This is a genomic window from Mesorhizobium sp. ORM8.1 (assembly GCF_053005525.2).
On sequence record NZ_CM132600.1, the window covers coordinates 6,932,643 to 6,955,514 of the forward strand.

General features: G+C 59.9%; 24 protein-coding genes, 1 tRNA gene and 1 pseudogene. 17 read left to right on the forward strand and 9 right to left on the reverse strand.

Annotated elements, in window-relative coordinates; translation table 11 throughout:
- Window positions 1-232: 232 nt before the first annotated feature.
- Window positions 233-775 (reverse strand): DnaJ domain-containing protein, encoded by a 543-nt coding sequence (locus ACVDG8_RS34520; RefSeq protein WP_447252466.1) that lies wholly within the window; start codon window positions 773-775, stop codon window positions 233-235.
- Window positions 776-1,028: 253 nt separating this feature from the next.
- Here ACVDG8_RS34520 and ACVDG8_RS34525 point away from each other — a divergent pair, with 253 nt between their 5' ends.
- On the forward strand, window positions 1,029-1,658 hold the full coding sequence (locus tag ACVDG8_RS34525; RefSeq protein WP_455707427.1) for a hypothetical protein: 630 nt from the start codon (window positions 1,029-1,031) through the stop codon (window positions 1,656-1,658).
- Window positions 1,659-1,764: 106 nt separating this feature from the next.
- On the opposite strand, the gene ACVDG8_RS34530 is transcribed toward ACVDG8_RS34525, so the two are convergent.
- Window positions 1,765-2,010, reverse strand: coding sequence for a hypothetical protein (locus ACVDG8_RS34530; protein WP_447252469.1), 246 nt, complete (start codon window positions 2,008-2,010; stop codon window positions 1,765-1,767).
- On the opposite strand from ACVDG8_RS34530, the gene ACVDG8_RS34535 reads away from it, so the two are divergent.
- The 10 genes from ACVDG8_RS34535 to ACVDG8_RS34580 all read left to right on the forward strand — a co-directional run bounded on the left by ACVDG8_RS34535 (window position 2,003) and on the right by ACVDG8_RS34580 (window position 10,050).
- Complete coding sequence (locus ACVDG8_RS34535) at window positions 2,003-2,326, forward strand: hypothetical protein (RefSeq protein WP_447252470.1); 324 nt, start codon at window positions 2,003-2,005, stop codon at window positions 2,324-2,326. The two genes, ACVDG8_RS34530 and ACVDG8_RS34535, sit on opposite strands and share 8 nt — an antisense overlap.
- A 202-nt stretch (window positions 2,327-2,528) precedes the next feature.
- Entirely contained in the window at window positions 2,529-3,818 is a 1,290-nt protein-coding gene (locus ACVDG8_RS34540; protein ID WP_447252471.1) for a tyrosine-type recombinase/integrase, read from the forward strand.
- Window positions 3,815-4,075 carry a hypothetical protein gene (locus ACVDG8_RS34545; protein ID WP_447252472.1) on the forward strand — a complete coding sequence of 87 codons (261 nt, stop codon included), beginning with the start codon at window positions 3,815-3,817 and terminating at the stop codon, window positions 4,073-4,075. Before ACVDG8_RS34540 ends, ACVDG8_RS34545 begins: the two co-directional genes overlap by 4 nt.
- Before the next feature lie 65 nt (window positions 4,076-4,140).
- Window positions 4,141-4,338, forward strand: coding sequence for a hypothetical protein (locus tag ACVDG8_RS34550; protein ID WP_447252473.1), 198 nt, complete (start codon window positions 4,141-4,143; stop codon window positions 4,336-4,338).
- A 113-nt stretch (window positions 4,339-4,451) separates the two neighbouring features.
- The gene (locus ACVDG8_RS34555; RefSeq protein WP_447252474.1) at window positions 4,452-4,856 is read left to right on the forward strand and encodes a hypothetical protein; all 405 of its coding nucleotides are present in this window, start codon (window positions 4,452-4,454) and stop codon (window positions 4,854-4,856) included.
- A complete protein-coding gene (locus tag ACVDG8_RS34560; RefSeq protein WP_447252475.1) occupies window positions 4,823-6,247 on the forward strand; it encodes a hypothetical protein in 1,425 nt (474 codons plus the stop codon). Before ACVDG8_RS34555 ends, ACVDG8_RS34560 begins: the two co-directional genes overlap by 34 nt.
- A gap of 390 nt (window positions 6,248-6,637) precedes the next feature.
- Entirely contained in the window at window positions 6,638-7,042 is a 405-nt protein-coding gene (locus tag ACVDG8_RS34565) for a hypothetical protein (protein ID WP_447252476.1), read from the forward strand.
- Between the two features lie 131 nt (window positions 7,043-7,173).
- Window positions 7,174-7,530, forward strand: coding sequence for a hypothetical protein (locus tag ACVDG8_RS34570; protein ID WP_447252477.1), 357 nt, complete (start codon window positions 7,174-7,176; stop codon window positions 7,528-7,530).
- 12 nt (window positions 7,531-7,542) lie between these two features.
- Window positions 7,543-8,301 carry a hypothetical protein gene (locus ACVDG8_RS34575; RefSeq protein ID WP_447252478.1) on the forward strand — a complete coding sequence of 253 codons (759 nt, stop codon included), beginning with the start codon at window positions 7,543-7,545 and terminating at the stop codon, window positions 8,299-8,301.
- Between the two features lie 549 nt (window positions 8,302-8,850).
- Entirely contained in the window at window positions 8,851-10,050 is a 1,200-nt protein-coding gene (locus ACVDG8_RS34580; protein WP_023780675.1) for an IS256 family transposase, read from the forward strand.
- Between the two features lie 44 nt (window positions 10,051-10,094).
- Here the strand turns inward: ACVDG8_RS34580 and ACVDG8_RS34585 are convergent, their stop codons facing one another.
- From ACVDG8_RS34585 to phaC, 4 genes are all read right to left on the reverse strand, one after another.
- The gene (locus tag ACVDG8_RS34585; RefSeq protein WP_447252479.1) at window positions 10,095-10,298 is read right to left on the reverse strand and encodes a hypothetical protein; all 204 of its coding nucleotides are present in this window, start codon (window positions 10,296-10,298) and stop codon (window positions 10,095-10,097) included.
- Window positions 10,299-10,468: 170 nt separating this feature from the next.
- Window positions 10,469-10,543: transfer RNA gene (locus ACVDG8_RS34590), tRNA-Glu, on the reverse strand.
- Between the two features lie 108 nt (window positions 10,544-10,651).
- Window positions 10,652-11,827 (reverse strand): YcbK family protein, encoded by a 1,176-nt coding sequence (locus ACVDG8_RS34595; protein WP_447252480.1) that lies wholly within the window; start codon window positions 11,825-11,827, stop codon window positions 10,652-10,654.
- Between the two features lie 327 nt (window positions 11,828-12,154).
- Window positions 12,155-13,990, reverse strand: a complete 1,836-nt coding sequence (phaC, locus tag ACVDG8_RS34600; protein ID WP_447252481.1) for a class I poly(R)-hydroxyalkanoic acid synthase — start codon at window positions 13,988-13,990, stop codon at window positions 12,155-12,157.
- A gap of 97 nt (window positions 13,991-14,087) precedes the next feature.
- On the opposite strand from phaC, the gene ACVDG8_RS34605 reads away from it, so the two are divergent.
- The 6 genes from ACVDG8_RS34605 to recJ all read left to right on the forward strand — a co-directional run bounded on the left by ACVDG8_RS34605 (window position 14,088) and on the right by recJ (window position 20,611).
- Window positions 14,088-14,495 (forward strand): hypothetical protein, encoded by a 408-nt coding sequence (locus ACVDG8_RS34605; RefSeq protein WP_455707428.1) that lies wholly within the window; start codon window positions 14,088-14,090, stop codon window positions 14,493-14,495.
- Window positions 14,496-14,536: 41 nt separating this feature from the next.
- Complete coding sequence (locus ACVDG8_RS34610; protein WP_447252483.1) at window positions 14,537-15,754, forward strand: LL-diaminopimelate aminotransferase; 1,218 nt, start codon at window positions 14,537-14,539, stop codon at window positions 15,752-15,754.
- Between the two features lie 159 nt (window positions 15,755-15,913).
- Window positions 15,914-17,227, forward strand: coding sequence for a homoserine dehydrogenase (locus tag ACVDG8_RS34615; protein WP_447252484.1), 1,314 nt, complete (start codon window positions 15,914-15,916; stop codon window positions 17,225-17,227).
- Window positions 17,228-17,441: 214 nt separating this feature from the next.
- Window positions 17,442-18,425, forward strand: a complete 984-nt coding sequence (gene glpX, locus ACVDG8_RS34620) for a class II fructose-bisphosphatase (RefSeq protein ID WP_447252485.1) — start codon at window positions 17,442-17,444, stop codon at window positions 18,423-18,425.
- A gap of 47 nt (window positions 18,426-18,472) precedes the next feature.
- Complete coding sequence (locus tag ACVDG8_RS34625; protein ID WP_447252486.1) at window positions 18,473-18,820, forward strand: DUF6434 domain-containing protein; 348 nt, start codon at window positions 18,473-18,475, stop codon at window positions 18,818-18,820.
- Between the two features lie 6 nt (window positions 18,821-18,826).
- On the forward strand, window positions 18,827-20,611 hold the full coding sequence (gene recJ / locus ACVDG8_RS34630) for a single-stranded-DNA-specific exonuclease RecJ (RefSeq protein ID WP_447252487.1): 1,785 nt from the start codon (window positions 18,827-18,829) through the stop codon (window positions 20,609-20,611).
- Between the two features lie 18 nt (window positions 20,612-20,629).
- Here recJ and ACVDG8_RS34635 read toward each other — a convergent pair.
- From ACVDG8_RS34635 to folE, 3 genes and pseudogenes are all read right to left on the reverse strand, one after another.
- Window positions 20,630-21,600, reverse strand: a pseudogene (locus ACVDG8_RS34635) (patatin family protein).
- Window positions 21,601-21,684: 84 nt separating this feature from the next.
- The gene (hisI, locus tag ACVDG8_RS34640) at window positions 21,685-22,161 is read right to left on the reverse strand and encodes a phosphoribosyl-AMP cyclohydrolase (RefSeq protein WP_447252489.1); all 477 of its coding nucleotides are present in this window, start codon (window positions 22,159-22,161) and stop codon (window positions 21,685-21,687) included.
- 57 nt (window positions 22,162-22,218) lie between these two features.
- Window positions 22,219-22,851, reverse strand: a complete 633-nt coding sequence (gene folE, locus ACVDG8_RS34645) for a GTP cyclohydrolase I FolE (protein ID WP_447252490.1) — start codon at window positions 22,849-22,851, stop codon at window positions 22,219-22,221.
- Window positions 22,852-22,872 lie beyond the last annotated feature (21 nt).

Sequence of the window (22,872 nt, forward strand, 5' to 3'; positions counted from 1 at the left end):
CCTGGGTTCCGGTATCGTCACTCGCCAACGACGTTAACGACGCGTTGCTGCGAGCGCGTTGAATCCTTCTATTGCAGGAGACGTGCAATTAGAGCGTTTCACCGTTTCACGGAAACGGCGAAACGCTCTAACTCTTTGTTTCTACGCAATTCCGGACGGAAAACCGATCACACTTTTCCTGGAATTGCTCTAGCTTGTGACTAGGCTTGATGCGCCATATGGGCAAAAGGGGTCACGAGGTGGCCACGTGATCGAGCAGCCGGATCGTCGGATCGCGGAGATGATCTGAGTTGGCGCGGTCGACGCCCTCAACGGTGATGGCGATCGTGCCGTTCTCGATCCTGGATATCCATCCCTTTGCTTTCATGTACCATAAATGAAACTCCAGATGTTCCCGGGGGCAGCCGGACAATCGCTCAAGCTCGACATCTCCGATGCCGGGATTGGTGACGTCCTGCCTGCGTTTCACGTAAAGGAGCGAAAGCAGTTTGGCCTGGACCACAGCGTCTCGCTCGACACCTTTGGCGTCGCTTGCTTCTCCGGCCAATTTCAGGCGAAGGCCGGAATGCTCTTGGTATGCGATGTCGTATTGGGCTCGCTTTACCGGGTCTTTCAGGACGTTGTGGGCCTCCACGATTTCACTGAAGCGGGCTTCATTGCCAGTCTGCTGATTGTCTGGATGGTAGCGCATCGCAAAATAGCGAAATATCCGCTCAACCGTCTCCGAGTTGGCGTTGGGGCTGATCTCCAGGAGTTCGTAGTAATCAACGAACAAAGCGCTGCTCCCTCAAACATCGCCCGAAGAAACCAAGGGCCCGGGCCGCCTAATTTTGCGACCCAGGCCCTCAGCCGTCAGGTTCATCTGACAAGTTGCGCCTGTTGAGGATCGGTCACAAGTCGGACCATAGTCCGCCGATCGCGTCGCGCCTCCCGCTCATGGATACCGTATAGAAGCACTATCGATATACGGGGACCGAGATTGAAACCATACCCATACGGAAAACCGAAGAGAGACCTTAGAGCTTCGCTTGGGAAAAAGAGGCATATCTAACGTCGGTGCTCTTCCTCTGAGATCAAAGCCCGAGTGTCTGACCCTTGTCCAGCTGAAGGAACGCCGCGGACGAATTCTCAAACACCGCATCCTCAAAAGCCTCAACAGCATCTCCGTGAGCAACGGCCACCAGCACGGCCGCCGCACGCTCAACCTCGTCGGCCAAGTGCTCGATCCGATCAAGGCGCTTTGCCAGCCGATTGTGCAGCAGATCAAGCTTGGCGGCTCGATGGAGATCGGCGCGCTTTTCGCCGTGCATGTCCAGGGGGGCAAACATCATCGTCATGGCCTGGACTCCTCAATACGTGCTTGGCCGTGCGATCTTCAGGAGTCGCCGGCGGGCTGCTTTCGCTCGCGCTTGCCCGGTGCGTATGCGGCAGCACAAGGCAAGGCTGATCGCCAGCCCGTGGTTGTCGCTGAGCATTGTTTCGGCCTGCATGAGGGAAAGTTCGGCGCGCTTCGCGCGTTGCCTGGCGACCGCCATTTCCAAGTTCAAAAGTTCAACCATTCTGAATCGTCCTTCGTGTCGGCGGTCCCTTCCATTAGAAAACCGTCACCGAAGCCTTTCGTTCCGAAAACGCCACAGACCTCCTGGACCGTGCCCTGATCCTCATCACCGCGCTCGACATGATGGAAGTCGATTGCGATCTGGAGGACGAGGCCGACGAAGAGCCGTCGCTTGGCTGGACGGCGCGCGGCGGGCAATCTTTGGATTAAGGCCGACTGACGTAGTCGGCCACTACGGCGATGACTTTTCGAACCTCCACGCGCTCTAGGCAGTGGGCCGGGATATCTGGCCATGTTGCTTCGGCACATTCGCTCCGTGTGACCGCGACCGGCCCGCTGGTTGGGGCGTTGGCGGCTTGTGTCGCAGACGAGAAAAGTAGCGTTTGGGTGATCAGCGCCGAGAAGCAGGCGACTTGAAATAACAGGGCGGCAAAAGCGATCTTCTTGAGCATCCGCGACAACGCTCTTGCCGGTCACAGGTTCCTGCTCGACGAGCGGAAGTCTCACGGTGGCGGGCTTATTTCTTCGATCCGGTTGTGCCGCCACTCGGAGGAGCTTTCGGCGACGAGCTTCCTGTTGCAGGCCGATATCCATCCTTGGGGTTCACTGAGGGCTGATATCCTCTTTGTTCCGAAGGGCGAGGAGTCGTTGGTGGTGGCTGGTTGCTTAGGCAAGCAAGAATGTGGGCAGAATCAATCAGAGCGTTCACGCAAATTCGCGGGAGTACATTCGATGCATATTGGGTGCATCGGCCAGAATGTCAGCTAAGTGCTTGAAAACCTGGTACGCCCAAGGGGAATCGAACCCCTGTTACCGCCGTGAAAGAGACGCTAAACATCCCATCGTGGTTTGCCGCAATCCATAATTATCTAGCAATTACAGCTAGTTATGTCTAAAACTGTCTAGCATTGCCTATCCGCTATCGGTCCTGTATATTCCACAAAATTTCACAAATGCGGAATTCGTGACGATGGCGAAGACGGTCAAGGCCGAAAAATTCGACAGCAAGGGCGCTCGGGCCGGCCTAATGGCGCGCGGCGATCCCTATTACGCCAAGATCGGCTCAGGCGTTCACCTGGGTTATCGCAAGGGCAAGAAAGTCGGCCGTTGGGTGTTGCGCTACCGAGATGAGCGAAAGGGCCAGGACGAGGGCGTCTATACCGTTGAGACGCTGGCTGATGCCGATGACGTGTATCCGGCCAATGGCGACACTGTTCTTGATCACGATCAAGCGTGGGAACGCGCGCGGAAGAAACACGCGGAATTGTCGGGCGAAGACGTGATTGCCCACACCTATTCAATCAAGGAAGCCATTGAGGAATATCTGCAATGGATGGAGAGCAACCGGAAATCGGCGAAGGACGCTCGCTGGCGAGCTGAGGCGTTGATTGTGCCCGCGCTAGGCAATAAGGAAGTTGCCAAGCTCAAGGCCAAGGATATTCGCGATTGGCTCAAAAAAGCTGCCAAGTCAGCGCCGCGCGTTCGAACCAAGAAAGGCGCTGAGCAGAAATTCCGCGAACTGTCAGACGATGACGACGCGAAGCGGCGAAGGAAGGCGAGTGCAAACCGCGTCCTAACGATCCTGAAAGCGGCGCTCAACCACGCATGGCGCGATGGCAAGGTTTTGTCTGATGCTCAGTGGCGACGAGTAGAGCCGTTTGAAAACGCGGATGTTGCCCGCGTGAGATATCTGACGGTCGCGGAAGCCAAGCGACTAATCAACGCCAGCGAGCCGGATTTCCGCAAACTGGTTCAAGCCGCTTTGCAAACCGGCGCTCGATATGGCGAGATTGCCGCGCTTCGAGTGGAGGATTTCAATCCCGACGCGGGAACCGTCCATATCCGACAGAGCAAGACCGGCAGCGGGCGGCATGTTGTGCTGACGGCGGAGGGCGCTGAGTTCTTCAAGGGCGCTACAGCCGGCCTCCCTGGCTCTCAGAGGCTGTTCAGCGGCCCTACGGGGCAGGCGTGGGGGAAGTCGCACCAATCACGGCCTATGGCCGATGCATGCTCCAATGCAAAGCTGAGCCCGCCTATCGGGTTCCACGGCTTGCGCCATACGTGGGCATCGCATGCCGTCATGAATGGCGTTCCGTTGATGGTTGTCGCTCGGAATCTAGGCCACGCGGATACGCGCATGGTCGAAAAGCATTACGGCCATTTGGCTCCGTCATACATCGCGGATGCTATCCGCGCGGGCGCTCCGCGCTTTGGTGATAGCGAGCCAACGAATGTTGTCCGCATGGATGCCGCGAAATGAAGAAATTTGAAATTGAATGGGCACCGTCGTTAGAACGGCCGAAGCGAGGCCGCAAGAGCAAGTCGTTTAACGGTACTCACGAAGACAAGAAATATCTTGATGCGGCAATCGCCGGAATTAACGCTGGCGCTTATCGCGATATTGATCATGCTGCAAATCAAATCATAAAGAATGCGCTAGGTGAATGTGACAAGAAGCGATCATTACTAAGAAGGAATTTAAAAAAGCACTTTTCTATTGCAATTCCTGACCGTTGAGGCCGCTAGACTGCCTTGGTACTTTGTGGCCAATGCTCGCCTGTCTTGAACAGGAGTAACCGGTCATGGATTTGCAAACCGAAGCCTACACGGTGCCTGAGTTCTGTGCTGCCCACAGGATTTGCCGCGCCAGCTTCTACAACCTCCAGAAAGCCGCCCAGGGGCCGCGCATCATGCGTGTGGGCGGTCGCGTGCTCGTATCCAAGGAAGCCGCCGCCGATTGGCGCAAAGCCCGCGAAGCGGCCTCTATGGCAGCGGCATAGCGCAAAAAAATTAGGCCGGCCCCCGCAAAGAGAACCGGCCCAATCGAACCTAGCCGAAGGCAGTACCAATAAAGCCTGTCGCCGGCAAAATCAATGAATTTCGAGGCCGAGCGATGCTTGAGTACTGCCCGACGATTGCGGAAATGCATACGATCACTATTGATAAGCCAAGCGAACATGGAAAGGCTTACGACAGTGATTTAATTGCATTCAGGAATACCCGTTTCGGTAAACGAAATAATCTAATTAGATTAGTCGGCAAGGATGAGTTCCAAGCGGATTGGTACGACGATTTCAAATGGCTGCTCGTATGGGTAATTCAGAGAAAGCCCGGAACTCATATCATATTGCCGCTCTTTCGCGGGCACGTCCCATTTAAGTTCAAAGCGGTTGACGGATTTCAATACGCGGACGTTACCACGGATGATGAAGTCTTCGAACTGATTGACCACCTCACAAGAAATCGCAACGAAGACACCGTCGATTGGAAGCACTATCGGGCGGCATCGTGGTCATGAGCATTGATCAGATCGTTCCGCCTGATTGGCATTCTCACCGGCCTCCAGGCTTAATAGGCGAAATCCAAGATTTCATTCTGGCGCAAGCTCCGCAACCAATTCACGAGGTTGCGTTAGCAGGCGCGATTGCCTTGTTCGCGGGAATTGTGGGCAGGCAATACAACTTCTCAAACGAGGGGCTAAACCAGTACATATTGCTCGTAGCCGATACGGGAATGGGCAAGGAAGCCGCCAGCGCCGGCATGTCCAAAATTCTCGCGAAGCTTGTCAAGAAGCGGCCCGCTGCCAAAGCGATCATTGGGCCAGCCGATTTCTCTAGCGGTCCCGGATTGGTTCGGTCAATCGCAGCGCGCCGATTAAATCCCTGTTTCGTGTGCGTTGCCGGCGAGTTCGGTATTAAGCTTCAACAGCTAGCCAATCCCCGCTCAGCCGAGCACAATCAAACGCTGAAAAGGGAACTGTTGAAATTCTATAGTCTTTCAGGAAACGGCCGCATTCTGGAAGCGTATGAATACGCCGACAAGAGAAACAATACGGATGTCGTTCACTCCCCTGCGCTTACCATTCTTGGAGAGGGAACCGGTGAAACGATCTATGATGCTCTCGATGATAATCAGGTAAAGCATGGCCTCGTGCCGCGATTTACGATAATTGAGTTCGGCGGGATTTGTCCCACATATAACAAGTCGCATCAATTCGTCCAAGTAAGTGACGGGCTTATCGAACGCTGTGACTCTCTATATGCCCACGTGTCAGAGCTTGTGCAGAATGACAGAGTTATCACGGTCGGAATTAACACAGAAGCAGATAGCGTCTTCGACGCAATTCGCGAATACACGCGCACCATTAGGAATTCACGCCCCGGTGACGTTGTAAGCGGAATTTGGTCCCGAGTTGATCAGAAGGCGCAACGGCTGGCCGCATTGCTGGCGGTTTCAGTTGATTGGAGAGCGCCAGTCATCACGGCGGATATGGTCAAATGGTCAGCTTCTCTAATCGTGAAGGATACTAAGCGTCTTCTCGCGAAGTACGAAGCCGGCGAAATGGGCGCTCAGGACGAGACAGATAGCGAGCGGCAGATTTATGAAATCAAAAAGGTAGTGAGAAAGTACGTCACTAAGGACAATAGCGAATTTAAGGATGAAATTACCGCTATCATGCAGAGCAATTATGTCATTTCCTATAGTGATATTAGCCGTTCTGTTAGCAAGCTAGCTGCCTTTAGAAACGATAGGCGAAAGGCTCCTGCCGCGATTAAAGCCACGCTGTCAACATTGTGCGATATGGCTGTATTGCGGAGATTGGGGCCGGTTGACAAGAACAAAAAATTTGCTGGTTATAGCGGCGAAGCTTATACGATAATTGACCAGCAATGGGTTTTCGGGGGTTAATGCGAATAGGAGGCCGTGTCGGCGCGTAAATCATTGATTTCGCAGCGAATAGGAAAATAGGACGATAGGAAGCGATTTAAAGAAGGCACCCAAGCCGGCAAAAAAGGGGAGGGAGAGAGATATCCTTCCTATTTCTCCTATTTATATATATTTCAATGACTTAGATATCCTATTTGTTTTCCTACGAACCTCCGATCGTTTCCTACCGCAGATGTGGGCAAATCAACTCCAGGCAAATACGAAGGTTTTGACGACATGCTCGACTCGCCTTTTCGATATGAATCGGAACTCAGCCCGAGTGACTTTGAGAAGTTTGGGAGACTTGCAATGAGGTGGGCTCATATCGAGCACATTATCGGGAACTGTCTCAGAACCTTACTCGGTCTGTCCATGGAAGAAGCGGTCATTATGGTGTTTCCGCTATCGACAGAGCAGCGGCTCCAACGCCTTGGCCAGCTTGCCAAGGTCAAGCCGCTAAATGCAGAAGCCGAGAAAGCGCTTGGCGAATTGTCGGCGGTCATGAAGGGATTGCAGATCGTTCGGAATGACACGATTCACGGTATTATGGCTGACGATGGCTCAGGTTTTGTATTTCACAATAGAGCAAAACAGCGCCAGATTCCGAAGGATAAGGTTTTCAGTTGCGAAGAACTAACCAATTATGCCGCGCACGCCGTGCTTTCCCTGCGCTTTGCTCTCGGGTTAAAGGACAATCTAGATTCGCGGCATCCGCTACCTGAGCGTCCAGAAGTGCCGGAGTTTCTTCGTTCAGTTATCCCACTGAAACGGCCGTAATTTTTCCAAGGCAAGCGCCGTGAAAATTATTTTGTCTATATTTGACTAGGCACGTTTGGCTGGAATAATTCTTGTTGCTTTCGTTCTAAGTTTTCGCAACGTCTTTCCCGTCGATAGATACCGGGTAGACCATGAAACGAAACGCCCTGTCGTTCGCGATGCCCCAAGGCCGCAGTCGTGTGGGCAATGGGAACGCGCTTCTTCCTGGCATTGACGGCCGGTCCACCGGAGCCCGGCGCTATAAGGAAATCCTGGCGCAACTCACGGTCGAATTAACCCGAGAGGGTCGCGTGAGCGAAGCGCGAGTCATGCTCGCGAGACGAGCCGCGCTTTTGGCGATTTGGTGCGAAGACGTTGAAGCCCAGATGGTCAATGGCGAGCCCTACAACATTGTCGAATTCACCGCCGCGACTAATGCGCTGCGCCGCGTTCTGAATGATGCCGGCTTGGTTTGGCCGGCAAATATTCGTCTCAAGATGAACATCTGAAAGGAATTTCCAATGCCTACTCCCGGAAGAATGCCGGCGCCGTATCTCACTCCCGAACACCGCGATCCGCTCATTGACCTTGGCGTTGTCGCAACCGTTGGCGGTGACGCGCTCAAAGGTAAGCAATATCTAGCGCCGGAATTCCAGACGGATGCCGCGAAGGCGGATGCCGTTGTGGTGCAATTGTCGGGCGCGCATGACAGTGTCCGGACAAGTTTCGACGCACTGCAACGGGCAGCGCGAGTTCAAGACCCGTCAATGACGGAGCATGCCCATTTCCTGGATTTGCATGACCGCGCCTATAGGCGGCTGGAGAGTGAAGCTGAACGCCTCAAGTCAGCGCGCATCCAGGCGGAAAGAACGATTGAAGGGCTCGATAACGATATTCGCTCACGGCTCGAAATTGCCGAAGGCCTGCGTTCGAATGAAATCCGCTCACATTTTAAGGCGATGAAAAACGGCGATGCCCTCTCGCTTGCTTTGAAGGCCATTGAAGCCGGCGACAAGGAAACGATGGCCGCTGTTCTCGGCGGTCCCGCTTATCTCGCTGGCCTCAGCGACGATCAGCGCAACATGCTCCATAATCAGATGGCCGAGAAATTGGCGGGCGATCTCGTCACGCGAAAGAAGGTCATTCAGAAAGCCATTGGGATCAATAGTCGAGCTTTCGATGAATTGATGTTTGCTGTTGGCGCGATCTTCCCCAAGCATCGCGTTGACGAGATCAGGAACGCCATTCAGGCGGTGAAGAAGGTCAAGGACGGATTTTAAAAAGCTCTGATTTTAGCTAGATGATGGGTTCGGCCGTTTGCCGAATGTCGGCTGTCCGCCGCTGTGCGGGCGTGCTGTGACTGTCGGTGACGGAGGAGCGGCGGGCGGCGTCGTGCTTCGATACATTTCGATCTTGTTTTCCCAAGCTTGCGATACCGGAGGAGCATCAGCCTCCGGTGCCGGCTCGCCTGATTTAGCTTGCACAGAGGTCACGTCACCTGGGAATTGAAACCCCGCTGCTGAAATTTCCATTAGTTCCTTTGCAGTGCCAGATAGCAGTAGCTTTCGGCCGTCTTTGAACAGAACCGCTAGCGCCTGTTCCTTTCCCCGCGCCGCCATGCCGCCTAAAATGGCACCGACTGGCCCTAGGACTAAAGCACCGGCAAGGCCCCAGGTCGTGTCCCCACAGGTGGTGTAGCTCGGCGGTAGTGAAGCCGCTCGCGAGTGCGCCGTTAGTCGCGCTGTAGCGAGCGAGCGGCTTGCGGTGGTCATCGGCGCTTTCCGGTAGGGTTTGGTTGTTGACGCCAACCCAATTCGGAAGGACCACCGATGACCGACGACATGATGAACCTGCGCACGCTCGTGGAGAAGACCCCGGATGCCGATCTCCTGCGCGAGATGATCGGCTTTGCCGCCGAGCGGCTGATGGAAATGGAGGTTGGGGCCGCCACCGGCGCCGCCTATGGCGAGAAGAACCCGTTGCGCACGGCCCAGCGCAACGGCTATCGCGAGCGCGACTGGGAGACGCGCGCCGGCACCGTCGAGCTGCGCATCCCGAAGCTCAGGAAGGGCAGCTATTTCCCCGGTTTCCTCGAACCGCGCCGCATGGCCGAGAAGGCGCTGACCGCCGTCATCCAGGAGGCCTACGTCCAGGGTATCTCGACCCGCTCGGTTGACGACCTGGTCAAGGCCATGGGGATGAGCGGCATTTCGAAGAGCCAGGTCTCGCGGCTGTGCGAGGAGATCGACGGCAAGGTCAAAGCGTTCCTTGAAAGACCCATCGAGGGCGACTGGCCCTATCTGTGGATCGACGCCACCTACCTGAAGGTGCGCCGCGGCGGCCGCATCGTCTCGGTCGCCGTCATCATTGCCGTCGGCGTCAACGCGGACGGCCGGCGCGAGGTGCTGGGCATGGAGATTGGCACCTCGGAGGCCGAGCCGATCTGGACGGAGTTCCTGCGCAAGCTGACCCGCCGCGGCCTGCGCGGCGTCAAGCTCGTCGTCTCCGATGCCCATGAAGGCATCAAGGCGGCCGTCACCAAGGTGCTGTGCGCGACATGGCAGCGCTGCCGCGTCCACTTCATGAGGAACGTGCTGGCCCATGCCGGCAAGAGCGGCCGCAGGGTCGTCTCCGCTTTCATCGCCACCGCCTTCGCCCAGGAAACGCCCGAGGCCGCAAGCGTGCAATGGCGCGCCGTCGCCGACCAGATCCGGCCGAAGGTGCCGAAGTTGGCGACAATCATGGACGACGCCGAGCCCGACGTGCTGGCCTACATGACCTTCCCGAAAGAACACCGCGCCAAGCTGCACTCGACCAATCCGATCGAGCGTCTCAACGGCGAGATCAAGCGGCGCACCGAGGTCGTCGGAATCTTCCCGAACGACGATGCGATCGTGCGTCTGGTCGGCGCAATCCTGCTCGAACAGAACGATGAATGGGCAGTGCAGCGGGCCAGATATATGACTCTGGAAACGATCAGCCAGATGAGCGATGATCCCCTGATCAGCTTGCCAGCCGTGGCGCGCTGATCAGCCCGGCCCATGCCGGAGAGCACGGCGACCAATGCCGTCAGCTACACCACTCCCCGGGACACGATCAGGCCCCATCCCATGGTCTTCCCGAAGTTTGCTCTGTTCTCTTCGGTGATGAGAGCCGTGCGTTCAATCTCCTTGAGCAACATGGCTTCAACAGAGAATGCGGATTTCTGAATTTTCAGCACGCCACGGCTATACGACACAGCGCTGCCGTTCTTCCAATCGCCGCCTATTACCTTCATCGCGATGGCCCACCATTCGAGCTATTGAATGATAAGTGGTCGCACTCAAGGTAGTGTTAACAGCGGTTTTGCGCACGTTTGGAGCCTATGATTCTAGCCGCGCTCAGGCCCGTATATTTCATAGATTTTCACAAATCGGCGCGGGTATTCGGCTAAGTGCTTGATTTAGCTGGTACGCCCAAGGGGAATCGAACCCCTGTTACCGCCGTGAAAGGGCGGTGTCCTAACCGCTAGACGATGGGCGCGCTCAGACGAAGCGGCTTATAATTGCGTTGTTGGCAACCGGCAACCCATCTGCCGTCATATGCGACAACTTTTTTCGGGGTCAGCCAAATGGCAGATACGGGGAGGGTTCAGCCGTCGCCGTCACCACCGCCGCTGCGCCGGCGGCAGCGCCAGTTCCAGTCGCGCTCAGGGCCGACGTCGACATGGACGGATTCGGTGTGGCAGTAGGTACCGACGCCGCCGCGTCCGGGCATCGTGCGGACGTAGTTCGCCAGATCCCATTTGGAGACGCCGGGCACCTGGATGTCGGCGGCGGCGCAGTACATGTGCAGCGAGTTCTTGGCGCCGTTGGCGCGGCGGTTGCGCGATGGGTCGCGGTAGCCGGAGGTGACGACCATCTTGCGGCCGAAATGGCCCTCGATCGTCTTCAGCACGCGCACCAGCGACGGTTTTAGGCAGGCAACATCGACGCTTTCGTTCTGCCTCAAAAGGCCATTGGGCGCGAGCCGCGCCATGCCGGCGGCCGAAGCCACCTGATAGGAGCCGCCGGAGCCTTCGTCCTCGTTGAGGTCGACGTCGCTCTCATCGTCGATGCCGGATTTGCGCTTGATCTCGAACAGCGCCGTCTGTCGCACGCCGGGCAGGGCGTCGGCGCCGGTGATGTGGCCACTACCGTCGTCGCCGAGCGAGGCGAGCTGCACCGGCTTTGCGGCCGGGGTTGCCGAGGCCAGCTCGACGATCGGCTTGGCGGGAGCCGGCGCGGCGGCCTTGGCCTGCACGGTGGGCTGGTTGCCCGAACGGGAATTGTTGACCAGCGGCGCTGGTGCGGCGGAAGCCGGCGTGGTGCTGAACAGCGAGGCAAACAGGCTCTTCTTCGGCGCGGCAAGCTGCGGCTGCGGCGGCTCAGCCGCCGTTACATAGACGCCGTTGTTCAACACAGGTGCTGCCTGAGCCTGCGCTTTCGAGACGGCCGCGGCAGCATCGCCGGCTGCGACCTGCTGCGCCACGGCCTGCGTTTCATTCGCGGTTTGCGCCTGCTGGGTGAGCGGCTGCGGCGTGCTGCCGGCAATGGCCTGGGCGCCGGCCGGAATGGCGACGGGGAAGGTGGCGTCGGGCCGTCCCTCGGGCAGATAAGCGACCTTCTCGGGCAAGGGCGTATCGCCTTCGCTGATCACGGTCGCGGTCGCCGCTGCGGGAGCGGAGGCCGCCTGAAGCGACGAATCGACCGTGGCTCCGGGCTTGGCGCCGGAGGATGCAGTCATGTTGCTGGCGGTTGAATTGTAGGCCGGCGAGACGACCGCCATGGTCGGGTCTCCCGTCGAGGTACAGGAGGCCAGGAGCACGGAGAAAAGCGCCGCCGCTATGCTGCGAGTCTCCCTTCGTGCAAGACGCCAACCTGCTGATCTCAAAACGAATTCCCCCTCGGTATCCGGTCGGTTCGTTATCGCCGCGCTGTTGTGCAACTCGCGCTGCGATAATCCTCCTGTTCCCAACCGGAAACGGGACCTGTGTCGAATCTGCAAGCCTCGGAATTATTCCGCGTCGGACGATGATTTGAGGCCGCCGAACGATTGACGCCACCATTTCGCCCTGTTTTGGCGGGTCGTCAACTCACCAGACATTACAGCCCGTTACACTCGCACCTTGACATAGGTGCCCGGCGCATCGCCCAAGGTTTTCATACGCTTGCCGGGTTTGCGGGCCGGCACATGCATGTTGTCCTGGCTCTCGATCCAGTGCTGCCAGTGCGTCCACCACGAGCCTTGATGCTCATGCGCCGCGGCAAGCCAGGTGTTGAAATCGCCAACCGGTTTGGCGCCGGTCCAATACTGGTATTTCTTCGCCGCCGGCGGATTGACGACGCCGGCGATGTGGCCGGAACCGGCCATCACATACTCGACATCGCCGCCGAAAAATTGCGAGCCCATGAACACCGACAGCGCCGGCGCTATGTGGTCTTCTTTCGTGGCCAGGTTGTAGACGGGGATCGTGATGTCGGCCAGCGATACGGTGCGACCGGCCAATTCCATCACGCCGCGCGAGAGATTGTTTTCGAGATAGCAGTTGCGCAGGTAGAAGGAATGGTTGGCCGCTGCCATGCGGGTCGAATCCGCGTTCCAGTAAAGCAGGTCGAAGGGCAGGGGCTCCTTGCCGCGCATGTAATTGTTGATGACATAAGGCCAGATCAGGTCGCCCGAACGCAGCATGTTGAAGGCTGTCGCCATCTTGGTGCCGTCGAGATAGCCCTTTTCGCTCATCGAGCGCTCGACCGCGGCAACCTGGTCCTCGTCGACGAAGACTTTCAGGTCGCCGGCATAAGTGAAATCGACCTGGGTGGTGAAGAAGGTCGCCGATTTGATGCGGTGGTCGCCCTCCTGCGCCAGAAGCGCCAGCGCGGCGCCTAGCAGCGTGCCGCCGACGCAATAGCCGATGGCGTTGACGTCCTTCTCGCCGGTCGCCTTCTCGACCATGTCGAGGCCATATTGCAGGCCTTCGCGGATATAGGCCTCCCAGCCCTTGGCGCCGTGGCGCTCGTCGGGATTGATCCAGGAGATGACGAAGACGGTGTGGCCCTGCTCGATCGCCCAGCGGATGAAGGATTTCTGCGGGTTGAGGTCGAGGATATAGAATTTGTTGATCCATGGCGGGCAGATCAGCAGCGGCCGCTTCAGCACCGTTTCGGTCACCGGATCGTACTGGATGATCTCGGCGACATCGCTGCGGCCGATGACCTTGCCGGGCGTCATCGCGATGTTCCTGCCGATTTCGAAGGGTGAGTAATCGGCCTGGCGCACCTTCAGGTCACCGCGGCCGGCGGCGATGTCCTCGGCCAGCATCTTCATGCCGCGCACCAGGTTTTCGCCGTTCGAGGCGACGGTCTCGCGGAACAGTTCCGGATTGGTCAGGATGAAATTCGATGGCGCGATCGCGTTCGACACCTGCTTGACGTAGAAGCTCGCCTTGTGGCGGGTGTGCTCGTCCAGCCCTTCGGCATGCTCGACAAGCTCGCCCGCCCAGCGCGAGGTGACGAGATAGGCCTGTTTCAGGAAATCGAAGAAGGCGTTGCGGCCCCACTCCGGGTCCTGGAAGCGTTTGTCGCCGCGCTCGGGCTTGACCGCGTCGTCGGGGGCTTCGGTGTTCGAATTGACCTTCTGGATGGCATTGGCCCAGACAGTCATATAGCCGGCGAAGAGGCGCGTCTGCGCTTCCAGCGCGCGCTGCGGGTCGCCCAGCCAGTATTCCGAGAGCTTGGAGAAGGTCTTGACCATGTCGACGACGGGCTCGGCGACGTGATCGCGCACCTCGCCCTTCTCGCGCGGCTCGGACCACGCGGAGGCCGCCTTGCCGGCCTGTTCGATCATGCGCGCCATGTTCAAGGCGAAGCGCTCGGGATCCTTCACCAGATATTGCTCAATGGCCGAAGGTCCGCCATTTTCCGCTTTGTCCGAATCGTCAGGTTTGGACATGGTTCGCGGGGTTCCTCCCGGAGCGTTTTCTTGACATAGTACCATGGGACATCTGACCGGGTCCAATTCGCTCTAACCCGGCAGCCAGGAAAACAATATGACGATTAATGTTGGCGGGACTTTTTTTCTCAGGCCCGGTTCGATTTGCCGCGTGGCACTGATCGCGGCGCTGGCCGGCACGCTTTTACCCGCGGGTGGCTGCACGAGCACCAGTCAGGGCAGCACGACGCCGGTGGGCCTGACACAAGGCCCGCAAGACACCGGGGCCTACCCCAATCTCAACGTTCCGCCAAAGGTGGCCAACAAGCAGTTCACCAAGGAAGAGACCGCGGCCAAGCTCGCCCAGCTCAAGGCGGAGGAACAGACGCAACTGGCCAAGGGCGGCAAAGTCAAAGCGCCGTCCAATGCGACCGCGCTCAACACTTTGGCCAAGACGCACGGCTCCGACACGCTGAAGCAGATCGAAGGCAAATGCGACCCTGCCCTCGACCCTAACTGCAATTAGGTCTATATCGCGCGCCGAAACGTTGAAGGTCTGGAACTGAAATGGAAGAATTTCACAAGGTCCGCCGGCTTCCGCCCTATGTCTTCGAGCAGGTCAACCGGCTGAAGGCCAGTGCCCGCTCGCGCGGCGCCGACATCATCGACCTTGGCATGGGCAATCCGGACCTGCCCACCCCAAAAGCCATCGTCGACAAATTGTGCGAAGTGGTGCGCGATCCGCGCACGCATCGCTATTCCTCCTCGCGCGGCATTCCGGGCCTGCGCCGCGCCCAGGCCGCCTATTACCAGCGCCGCTTCGGCGTGAAGCTCAACCCCGACACGCAAGTGGTCGCCACGCTCGGCTCGAAGGAAGGCTTCGCCAACATGGCGCAGGCGATCACCGCGCCCGGCGATGTCATCCTGTGTCCGAACCCGACCTATCCGATCCACGCCTTCGGTTTCATCATGTCGGGCGGCGTCATCCGGTCGTTGCAGGTCGAGCCCGATGACGGCTTCATTCCAGCGCTCGAACGCGGTGTTCGACACTCGATCCCGAAGCCGCTGGCGCTGATCCTCAATTATCCGTCGAACCCGACGGCGTTGGTCGCCTCGCTCGATTTCTACAAGGACGTCGTCGCCTTCGCCAAGAAGAACGACATCATCATCCTGTCCGACCTTGCCTATTCGGAGATCTACTTCGACGGCAATCCGCCGCCTTCGGTGCTGCAGGTGCCGGGCGCCATCGATGTCTGCGTCGAATTCACGTCGATGTCGAAGACCTTCTCGATGCCTGGATGGCGCATGGGTTTTGCCGTCGGCAACGAACGGCTGATCGCGGCGCTGACGCGGGTGAAGTCGTATCTCGACTACGGCGCCTTCACGCCCATCCAGGTGGCGGCCGCGCATGCGCTCAACGGCGACGGCGCCGACATCGCCGAAGTACGCGAGGTCTATCTGAAGCGCCGCGACGTGATGGTGGATTCCTTCAGCCGCGCCGGTTGGACTATTCCGGCGCCTGCCGCCTCGATGTTTGCCTGGGCGCCTATCCCGGAGCAGTTCCGCCATCTCGGCTCGCTCGAATTCTCCAAGCTGCTCATCGAGCATGCCGATGTCGCGGTAGCGCCCGGCGTCGGCTTTGGCGAGCATGGCGACGATCATGTGCGCATTGCGCTGGTCGAGAACGAGCACCGCATCCGCCAGGCGGCGCGCAACATCAAGAAATTCCTGGCGACCACCGCCAAGCAGCCGAACAACGTGGTGCCTTTAGCCGCTCATCGCTAGAGCCGGATGATTGCAGGCCGTTCGGCCTGAAATCATCCGGCCCTAAAATCTAAAGGATAGAGCATGATGCCGTCCGAAAACCGCTTCACACTTTTCGGCATCATGCTCTAATTCGCCGCACATCCACACAGACCAATTTTTTGAGGGGCGTCGCCGGACATGGCTGAAGCATTGCGTGTTGGAATTGCCGGCCTCGGCACTGTCGGCGCCTCGGTGGCGCGCGTGCTGCGCGACAAGGCGGCCGAGCTTACCCGCCAGTGCGGGCGCGACATCGTCGTGACGGCCGTTTCCGCCCGCGACCCGAAGCGCGACCGCGGTGTCGATCTGGGCGCCGCCAAATGGTTCGACGATCCGGTCAAGATGGCGCAGACCGCCGATATCGACGTCTTCATCGAATTGATCGGCGGCGACGAGGGGCCGGCGCGGCAGTCCGTGAAGGCAGCGCTCGAAGCCGGCCGCCATGTCGTCACAGCCAACAAGGCGCTGCTTGCCAAGCACGGCGTGGCGCTGGCCGAGATCGCCGAGAAGAAAGGCGTGCTGCTCAACTACGAAGCGGCGGTGGCCGGCGGCATTCCGGTCATCAAGACGATGCGCGAAGCGATGGCCGGCAATGCGGTGACGCGCGTTTTCGGCATCCTCAACGGCACCTGCAACTACATCCTGACCCGCATGGAGGCCGAAGGCATTTCCTTCGACGCTTGCCTGAAGGACGCGCAGCGGCTGGGCTACGCCGAAGCCGACCCGACCTTCGACATCGAGGGCCACGACACGGCGCATAAGCTGTCGATCCTGACCAGCCTTGCCTTCGGCACCAGGATCGCCGCCAACGACATCTATATGGAAGGCATCTCCAACATCACCCAGGCCGATATCCGCGCGGCCGCCGAGCTCGGTTACCGCATCAAGCTGCTTGGCGTTGCCCAACGCACCGAGAGCGGCATCGAGCAGCGCGTGCACCCGACCATGGTGCCGACGGCGTCGGTCATCGCGCAGGTGCATGGCGTCACCAACGCGGTGGCGATTGAAACCGACATTCTGGGCGAGCTTCTGCTTTCCGGACCGGGCGCCGGCGGCAACGCCACCGCATCGGCGGTGATCGGCGACATCGCCGACATCGCCAAGAGCCGGCCTGGCTTCCAGCATGGGCCGGTGTTCGGCTGGCCTGCGAAGGAATTGAAGCCTTACAAGAAAGCGCAGATGCGCAGCCACGCCGGCGGCTACTTTATCCGCCTCACCGTGCATGACCGCATTGGTGTCTTCGCCGCGATCGCCAAGCGCATGGCCGACAACGACATCTCGCTGGAATCGATCGTCCAGCAGGCGACCGGACTGGAAATCCAGGCGCAGAAGACGGTGATCCTCGTCACCCATGAGACGACGGAAGCCGCGGTGCGCAAAGCCGTCGAGGGCATCACCAAGGACGGCCACCTGACCGACAAGCCGCAGGTGATCCGCATCGAGCGGGCAGAATAGCGCGAGTCATATTTCACCTTTAATCGATTGATTTTGCTGCCCTTTCAAAAAGTGACGCAGCCGGTCTTGCCGTTGTCATGGAGCTTTGCCAGAACTGGCGCGCCTCTGGCGGGAGGCGGAAGCAATTCCCAGAAAGTGTCTGGGAATTGCTCGAAGCTAAAAATAGAGCGGTTCAGACCTGAACCGCTCTTGTGTCAGCGAGGAATACTGACTGATGAACATTGCCCAGAACATCGCTGCCGGCCTCGACCGGATCCTGACCATGGAAGTGGTGCGCGTCACCGAGCGGGCCGCGGTCGCGGCTGCCAGGCTGCGCGGACGCGGCGACGAGAAGGAAGCTGACCAGGTCGCGGTCGATGCCATGCGCCAGGAGCTCAACCGGCTTGCCATCAAGGGCACGGTGGTGATCGGCGAGGGCGAGCGCGACGAGGCGCCGATGCTCTATATCGGCGAGGAGGTCGGCACCGGCAAAGGCCCGGCGGTCGACATCGCGCTCGATCCGCTCGAAGGCACGACGATCTGCGCCAAGAACCTGCCCAACGCGCTTGCCGTCATTGCCATTGCCGAGAAGGGCAGCCTGTTGTTCGCGCCTGACGTCTATATGGACAAGATCGCCATCGGCCCTGGGTACCCGGAAGACCTGATCGACATCGACGCGTCGCCGGCCGAAAACCTTGCCAGTCTGGCCAAGGGCAAGGGCGTGGCGGTTTCCGACATCACCGCCTGCATCCTCGATCGGCCGCGCCATGCCAAGCTGATCGACGCGGTTCGCGCCACGGGCGCTGCGATCCGGCTGATCGGCGACGGCGATGTCGCGGGCGTTATCCACACCACTGATCCGGACGAGACCGGCATCGACATCTATCTCGGCACCGGCGGCGCGCCGGAAGGCGTGCTTGCCGCGGCAGCGCTGCGCTGCACCGGCGGACAGATGCAGGGCCGACTGATCCTCGATACGCCGCAGAAGATCGACCGGGCGCGGAAGATGGGCATTTCCGATCCGAAGCGCGTCTATCGCGCGCAGGACATGGCGCGCGGCGACGTGCTGTTCGCGGCGACCGGCGTCACCGACGGCAATCTGCTCGATGGCGTGAAGTTCGGCCGCACCTTCATCACCACCCACACCATTGTGCTGCGCTCGTCTTCACGCACGGTGCGCGAGATCAAGGCCAGGCACCAGGATCTGGATAAGTTCTAGAGCGATTCACCGTTTCGCGGAAACGGCGAACCGCTCCATTCTTTGTTTTGACGCAATTCCGGACGGAAAACCGTTTCACACTTTTCCTGGAATTGCTTGAAGCTGCTTGCAGCGCCGGATTGCAGTTGTTAGCCATCCCTGTCATCGATGCTGGTGGCAGGGATCTGACGATGAAGGCGTTCGACTGGCACGCGGATCCGATCTCGCGAGCCACCGTGATCACGAAGAACTATCGCAACACCCAGAATGTGCGCCGCTTCCTGACGCGCGAATGCGGCGCCGCATTCAGGTTCGACCGCTCTTTCATGGCCTGGCTCAAGGATGGTACGGAAAAGACCATGGGCGATGCGGCCGACGAATGGCTGCGCCGCCAGGCTGAAAAGCGGAAAGTGTAGTTTTTCTTGACCGGCGAAAAGCGCCTCTTCCTCGATGTCCGTCGGTCGGCAACCGGTGTTTCCTGGGAACACCGGCTGACCGAGCGGCAGGACATGGCCGCCTTGGCCATCGCGCAAGGCCATGGCGTGCCGGATATCGTGGCGCGGGTGCTTGCAGGGCGCGGCGTGAGCGCCGAACAGGCCGAGCGCTTTCTCGATCCGACCATCCGCGAGCTTCTGCCGAACCCGGCGTCATTGACCGACATGGAGAAAGCCGCGGCAAGGCTGGCCGACGCGATCGTCGGCCACGAGAAAGTGGCGATCTTCGGCGACTATGACGTCGACGGCGCCGCCTCGTCGGCGCTGCTCAAGCGCTTTCTCACGCACTTTTCCGTGCCGTCCGAGATCTACATTCCGGACCGTATCTTCGAAGGCTATGGCCCCAATCCGGAAGCCATGCGCGAGCTCATCGCGCGCGGCGCCAGGCTGATCGTCACCGTCGACTGCGGCACCAACAGCGCGGCTTCCATCGATGCCGCCAGGGAGGCGGGCGCCGATGTCGTGGTGCTCGACCACCACCAGGTCGGCGGCGCGCTGCCGGCGGCGCAAGCGGTGGTCAATCCGAATCGTGAAGACGATCTGTCGGGGCAGGGGCATCTTTGCGCCGCCGGCGTCGTGTTCCTGTGCCTGGTGCAGACGGCAAAGGTGCTGCGCGAACGCCTGCCGGATGTTGCGCCGATCGATCTGCTTTCGCTGCTCGATCTGGTGGCGCTGGCGACGGTGTGCGATGTGGTGCCGCTTACCGGCATCAATCGCGCCTTCGTCGTCAAGGGACTGCAGGTGCTGCGCCAGCAGAAGAACGAGGGTCTGGCGGCATTGGCGCGCGTCTCGCGCATCGGCGAACCGATCAACACTTTCCATCTTTCCTTCCTGATCGGCCCGCGCATCAACGCCGGCGGCCGTATCGGCGATGCCGCGCTTGGCAGCCGGCTTCTGGCTACCGACGATCCGGTCGAGGCGGCAGGCATCGCCGAGACGCTCGACCGGCTCAACCAGGAACGGCAGCAGATGGAGCAGGAGATGCTGGCGCAGGCGCGCGCCGAGGCCGACGCCGAGCTGGCCGGCGGCAATGGTCCGGCTGTCATCGTTACCGCCAGCAACAGCTGGCATCCAGGCATTGTCGGGTTGATCGCTTCGCGGCTGAAGGACCATGCGCGCCGGCCGGCCTTTGCCATTGCCTTCAATTCGACAGGCATCGGCACCGGTTCGGGACGGTCAGTGACCGGCTTCGATCTTGGTCGGCTGGTGCGTGAAGCGGCCGGGGCCGGGCTGATCGTCAAAGGCGGCGGTCATGCCATGGCTGCCGGCATCACGGTCGAACGCGCCAAGCTCGGTGAATTGCGCGCCTTTTTCGAGGAGCGCGCCGCGGCCGACGTGTTCCGGCTGCAGAGCCAGGAGAGCCTGGCGGTCGACGGCGCCTTAGCCGCCGAAGGCGCCACGCTGGCACTGCTCGATGCCCTGGAGAAAGCCGGTCCCTTCGGCGCCGGACATATCGCGCCGGTCTTCGTGCTGCCACGGCACAGGCTCACTGACGCACGCGCGGTCGGCACCAATCACATCCGCGTCGACCTGCAGTCGCAAAGCGGCGGCAAGCTCCAGGCTATGGCGTTCCGCGCCGTGGATACGGAACTGGGCGAGTTCCTGTTCAAGAACCGGGGCAGGACCGTACATATCGCAGGTTCGCTGTCGGGCAATTATTGGAACGGCAATCGCACGGTACAATTCCGCATCAGCGATGCGGCGCTGGCCTGAGACCGGGATTTTCGAGGATCAAGCCAGGACGGACTGCAACCGGGTCAACTCGCCGATCTGCGACATCGTCGCCTGATAGCCGAGGCTGATCGCCTCGTCGGCGCGGTGGAATTCGGTGAGCCCGATGTGGCTGAGCTTTGGCTGCAGCGACATATCGGGTGGGTCACCAGCGAGCCTGGCGCGCGAAATCCGGTCCTGGATGATGTTGAAGGCCTCGACCATGACGCCGGTGATGCCGAGGCGCGTCTGGTGCGCCTGGTGCTCGACATTGGCCTGGCCGGGGGCGGTGCGTCCTTCTCGATCATCAGTTCGCCGGCGCTGTGCTTGATCACCGCGGCGCGGCCGAACAGGTCGTAGTGGAGATTGACCGCGACGACGAGCGGCTGCTCGTAGGCGCGGCAGACCGAAACCGGCACCGGGTTGACCAGCGCGCCGTCGACCAGCATCCGGCCGTTGCAATTCACCGGCTCGAAAACGCCAGGCAGCGCATAGGAGGCGCGCATGGCGGTGATGAGGGAGCCGCTCGACAGCCAGATTTCATGACCGGTGCGGATTTCAGCGCAAACCGCGACGAAGGGCTTGGGCAGGTCCTCGAAGCGGATGCCGACCATGTGCTCACGCAGCCGGGCATCGAGCTTCATGCCGCCGAACAGGCCGCTGCCGCGCAGATTGAGGTCGAGCAGGCCGAAGATGCGCCGCTTGGTCAGGCTCCTGGCGAACTCCTCCAGCTCGTCGAGCTTGCCGGCCAGATAGCAGCCGCCGACCAGCGCGCCGATCGAGGTTCCGGCGATCATCGAGACTTCGATGCCGGCTTCATCGAGCGCGCGCAACACGCCGATATGGGCCCAGCCGCGGGCGCAGCCGCCACCGAGCGCCAGCGAGATACCCGTTTTCTTGCCAGGCTGCGGATCGGACGCGCCGCCGGACGATGCGGGGCCGTTGGCCTCCCGAACGTCAGGTCTGCTGCGCAATGACGCCCATTCGAGCATCACAATCTCCCTTGTCCCACGGTCCTTCTACAGCAAGGACGTTTGAGAATGATGAATATGAGTGGTTTGTGAACATGGAATGGTTCACACAGGCTTCCGATATGTTTCATCCGCATCGAACAGTGGCCCGCTGCCGTCGTCGGCAAGCGTCGCCTTGTCGTCGTTCAGCCCCACCGTCCGATAAAAACATGAACGCCGTCCGGTGTGGCAGGTTGCGTCGTGGCCCAACACTTTCACGCGAAGCCACAGCGCGTCCTGGTCACAATCCGTGCGCATCTCGACGACGTGCTGGAAATTGCCCGAGGTCTCGCCCTTCTTCCACAGCGCGTTGCGCGAGCGCGACCAGTAATGGGCAATGCCCGTTTCGAGCGTGAGCGCCAGCGCCTCGGCATTCATATGCGCGACCATCAAAAGCATGCCGTCGCCGGCATCGGTGACGACGACGGTGACGAGGCCAAACGCGTCAAAGCGCGGAGAAAGGATAGTGCCTTCCTCCAGCGCTTTCTTGTCCGATGGAGCTTTTGGAAATTCGATTGCCGGTGGTTCTTTGTTTTGGACCATGATCTTATCCGAAAACCCTTCTCCATTTTTCGGGATCATGGTCCGCTGGCCGGCAAATCAGCCGCCCGCGCGAACCATGGTGACGAAGCGCACCTGTTCCTCAGGCGTATCCTTGAAGACGCCGGTGAAGGTCGAGGTCAGCGTGGTCGAGCCCTGCTTGCGGATGCCGCGCATGGCCATGCACATATGCTCGGCCTCGAGCATGACGGCGACGCCGCGCGGATTGAGCACGTCCTGGATGACGCCGGCGATCTGCGCCGTCATCGCTTCTTGCGTCTGCAGGCGGTGGGCGAAGATGTCGACGACACGGGCGATCTTCGACAGGCCGACGACCTTGCCATCCGGCAGGTAGCCGACATGCGCCTTGCCGATGATCGGCACCATGTGGTGCTCGCAATGCGAATGGAACTGGATATCCTTGACGATGACGAGATCGTCATAGCCGGCGACTTCCTCGAAGGTGCGGCCGAGTTCGTCGGCGGGGCACATGTCATAGCCGTTGAACATTTCGCGGTAGGCTTTGGTGACGCGCTTGGGCGTGTCGATCAGGCCCTCGCGGTCAGGGTTGTCGCCGGTCCAGCGCAGCAGGACGCGCACGGCGGCCTCGACCTCGGCCTCGCTCGGCCGGTCGGTGACCGGCTTGTCCAGATAGTCGGACGGGGGCATGATTTTCTTGATGACGGCATCCATAAAGGCGTCTCCCGTAGTTCC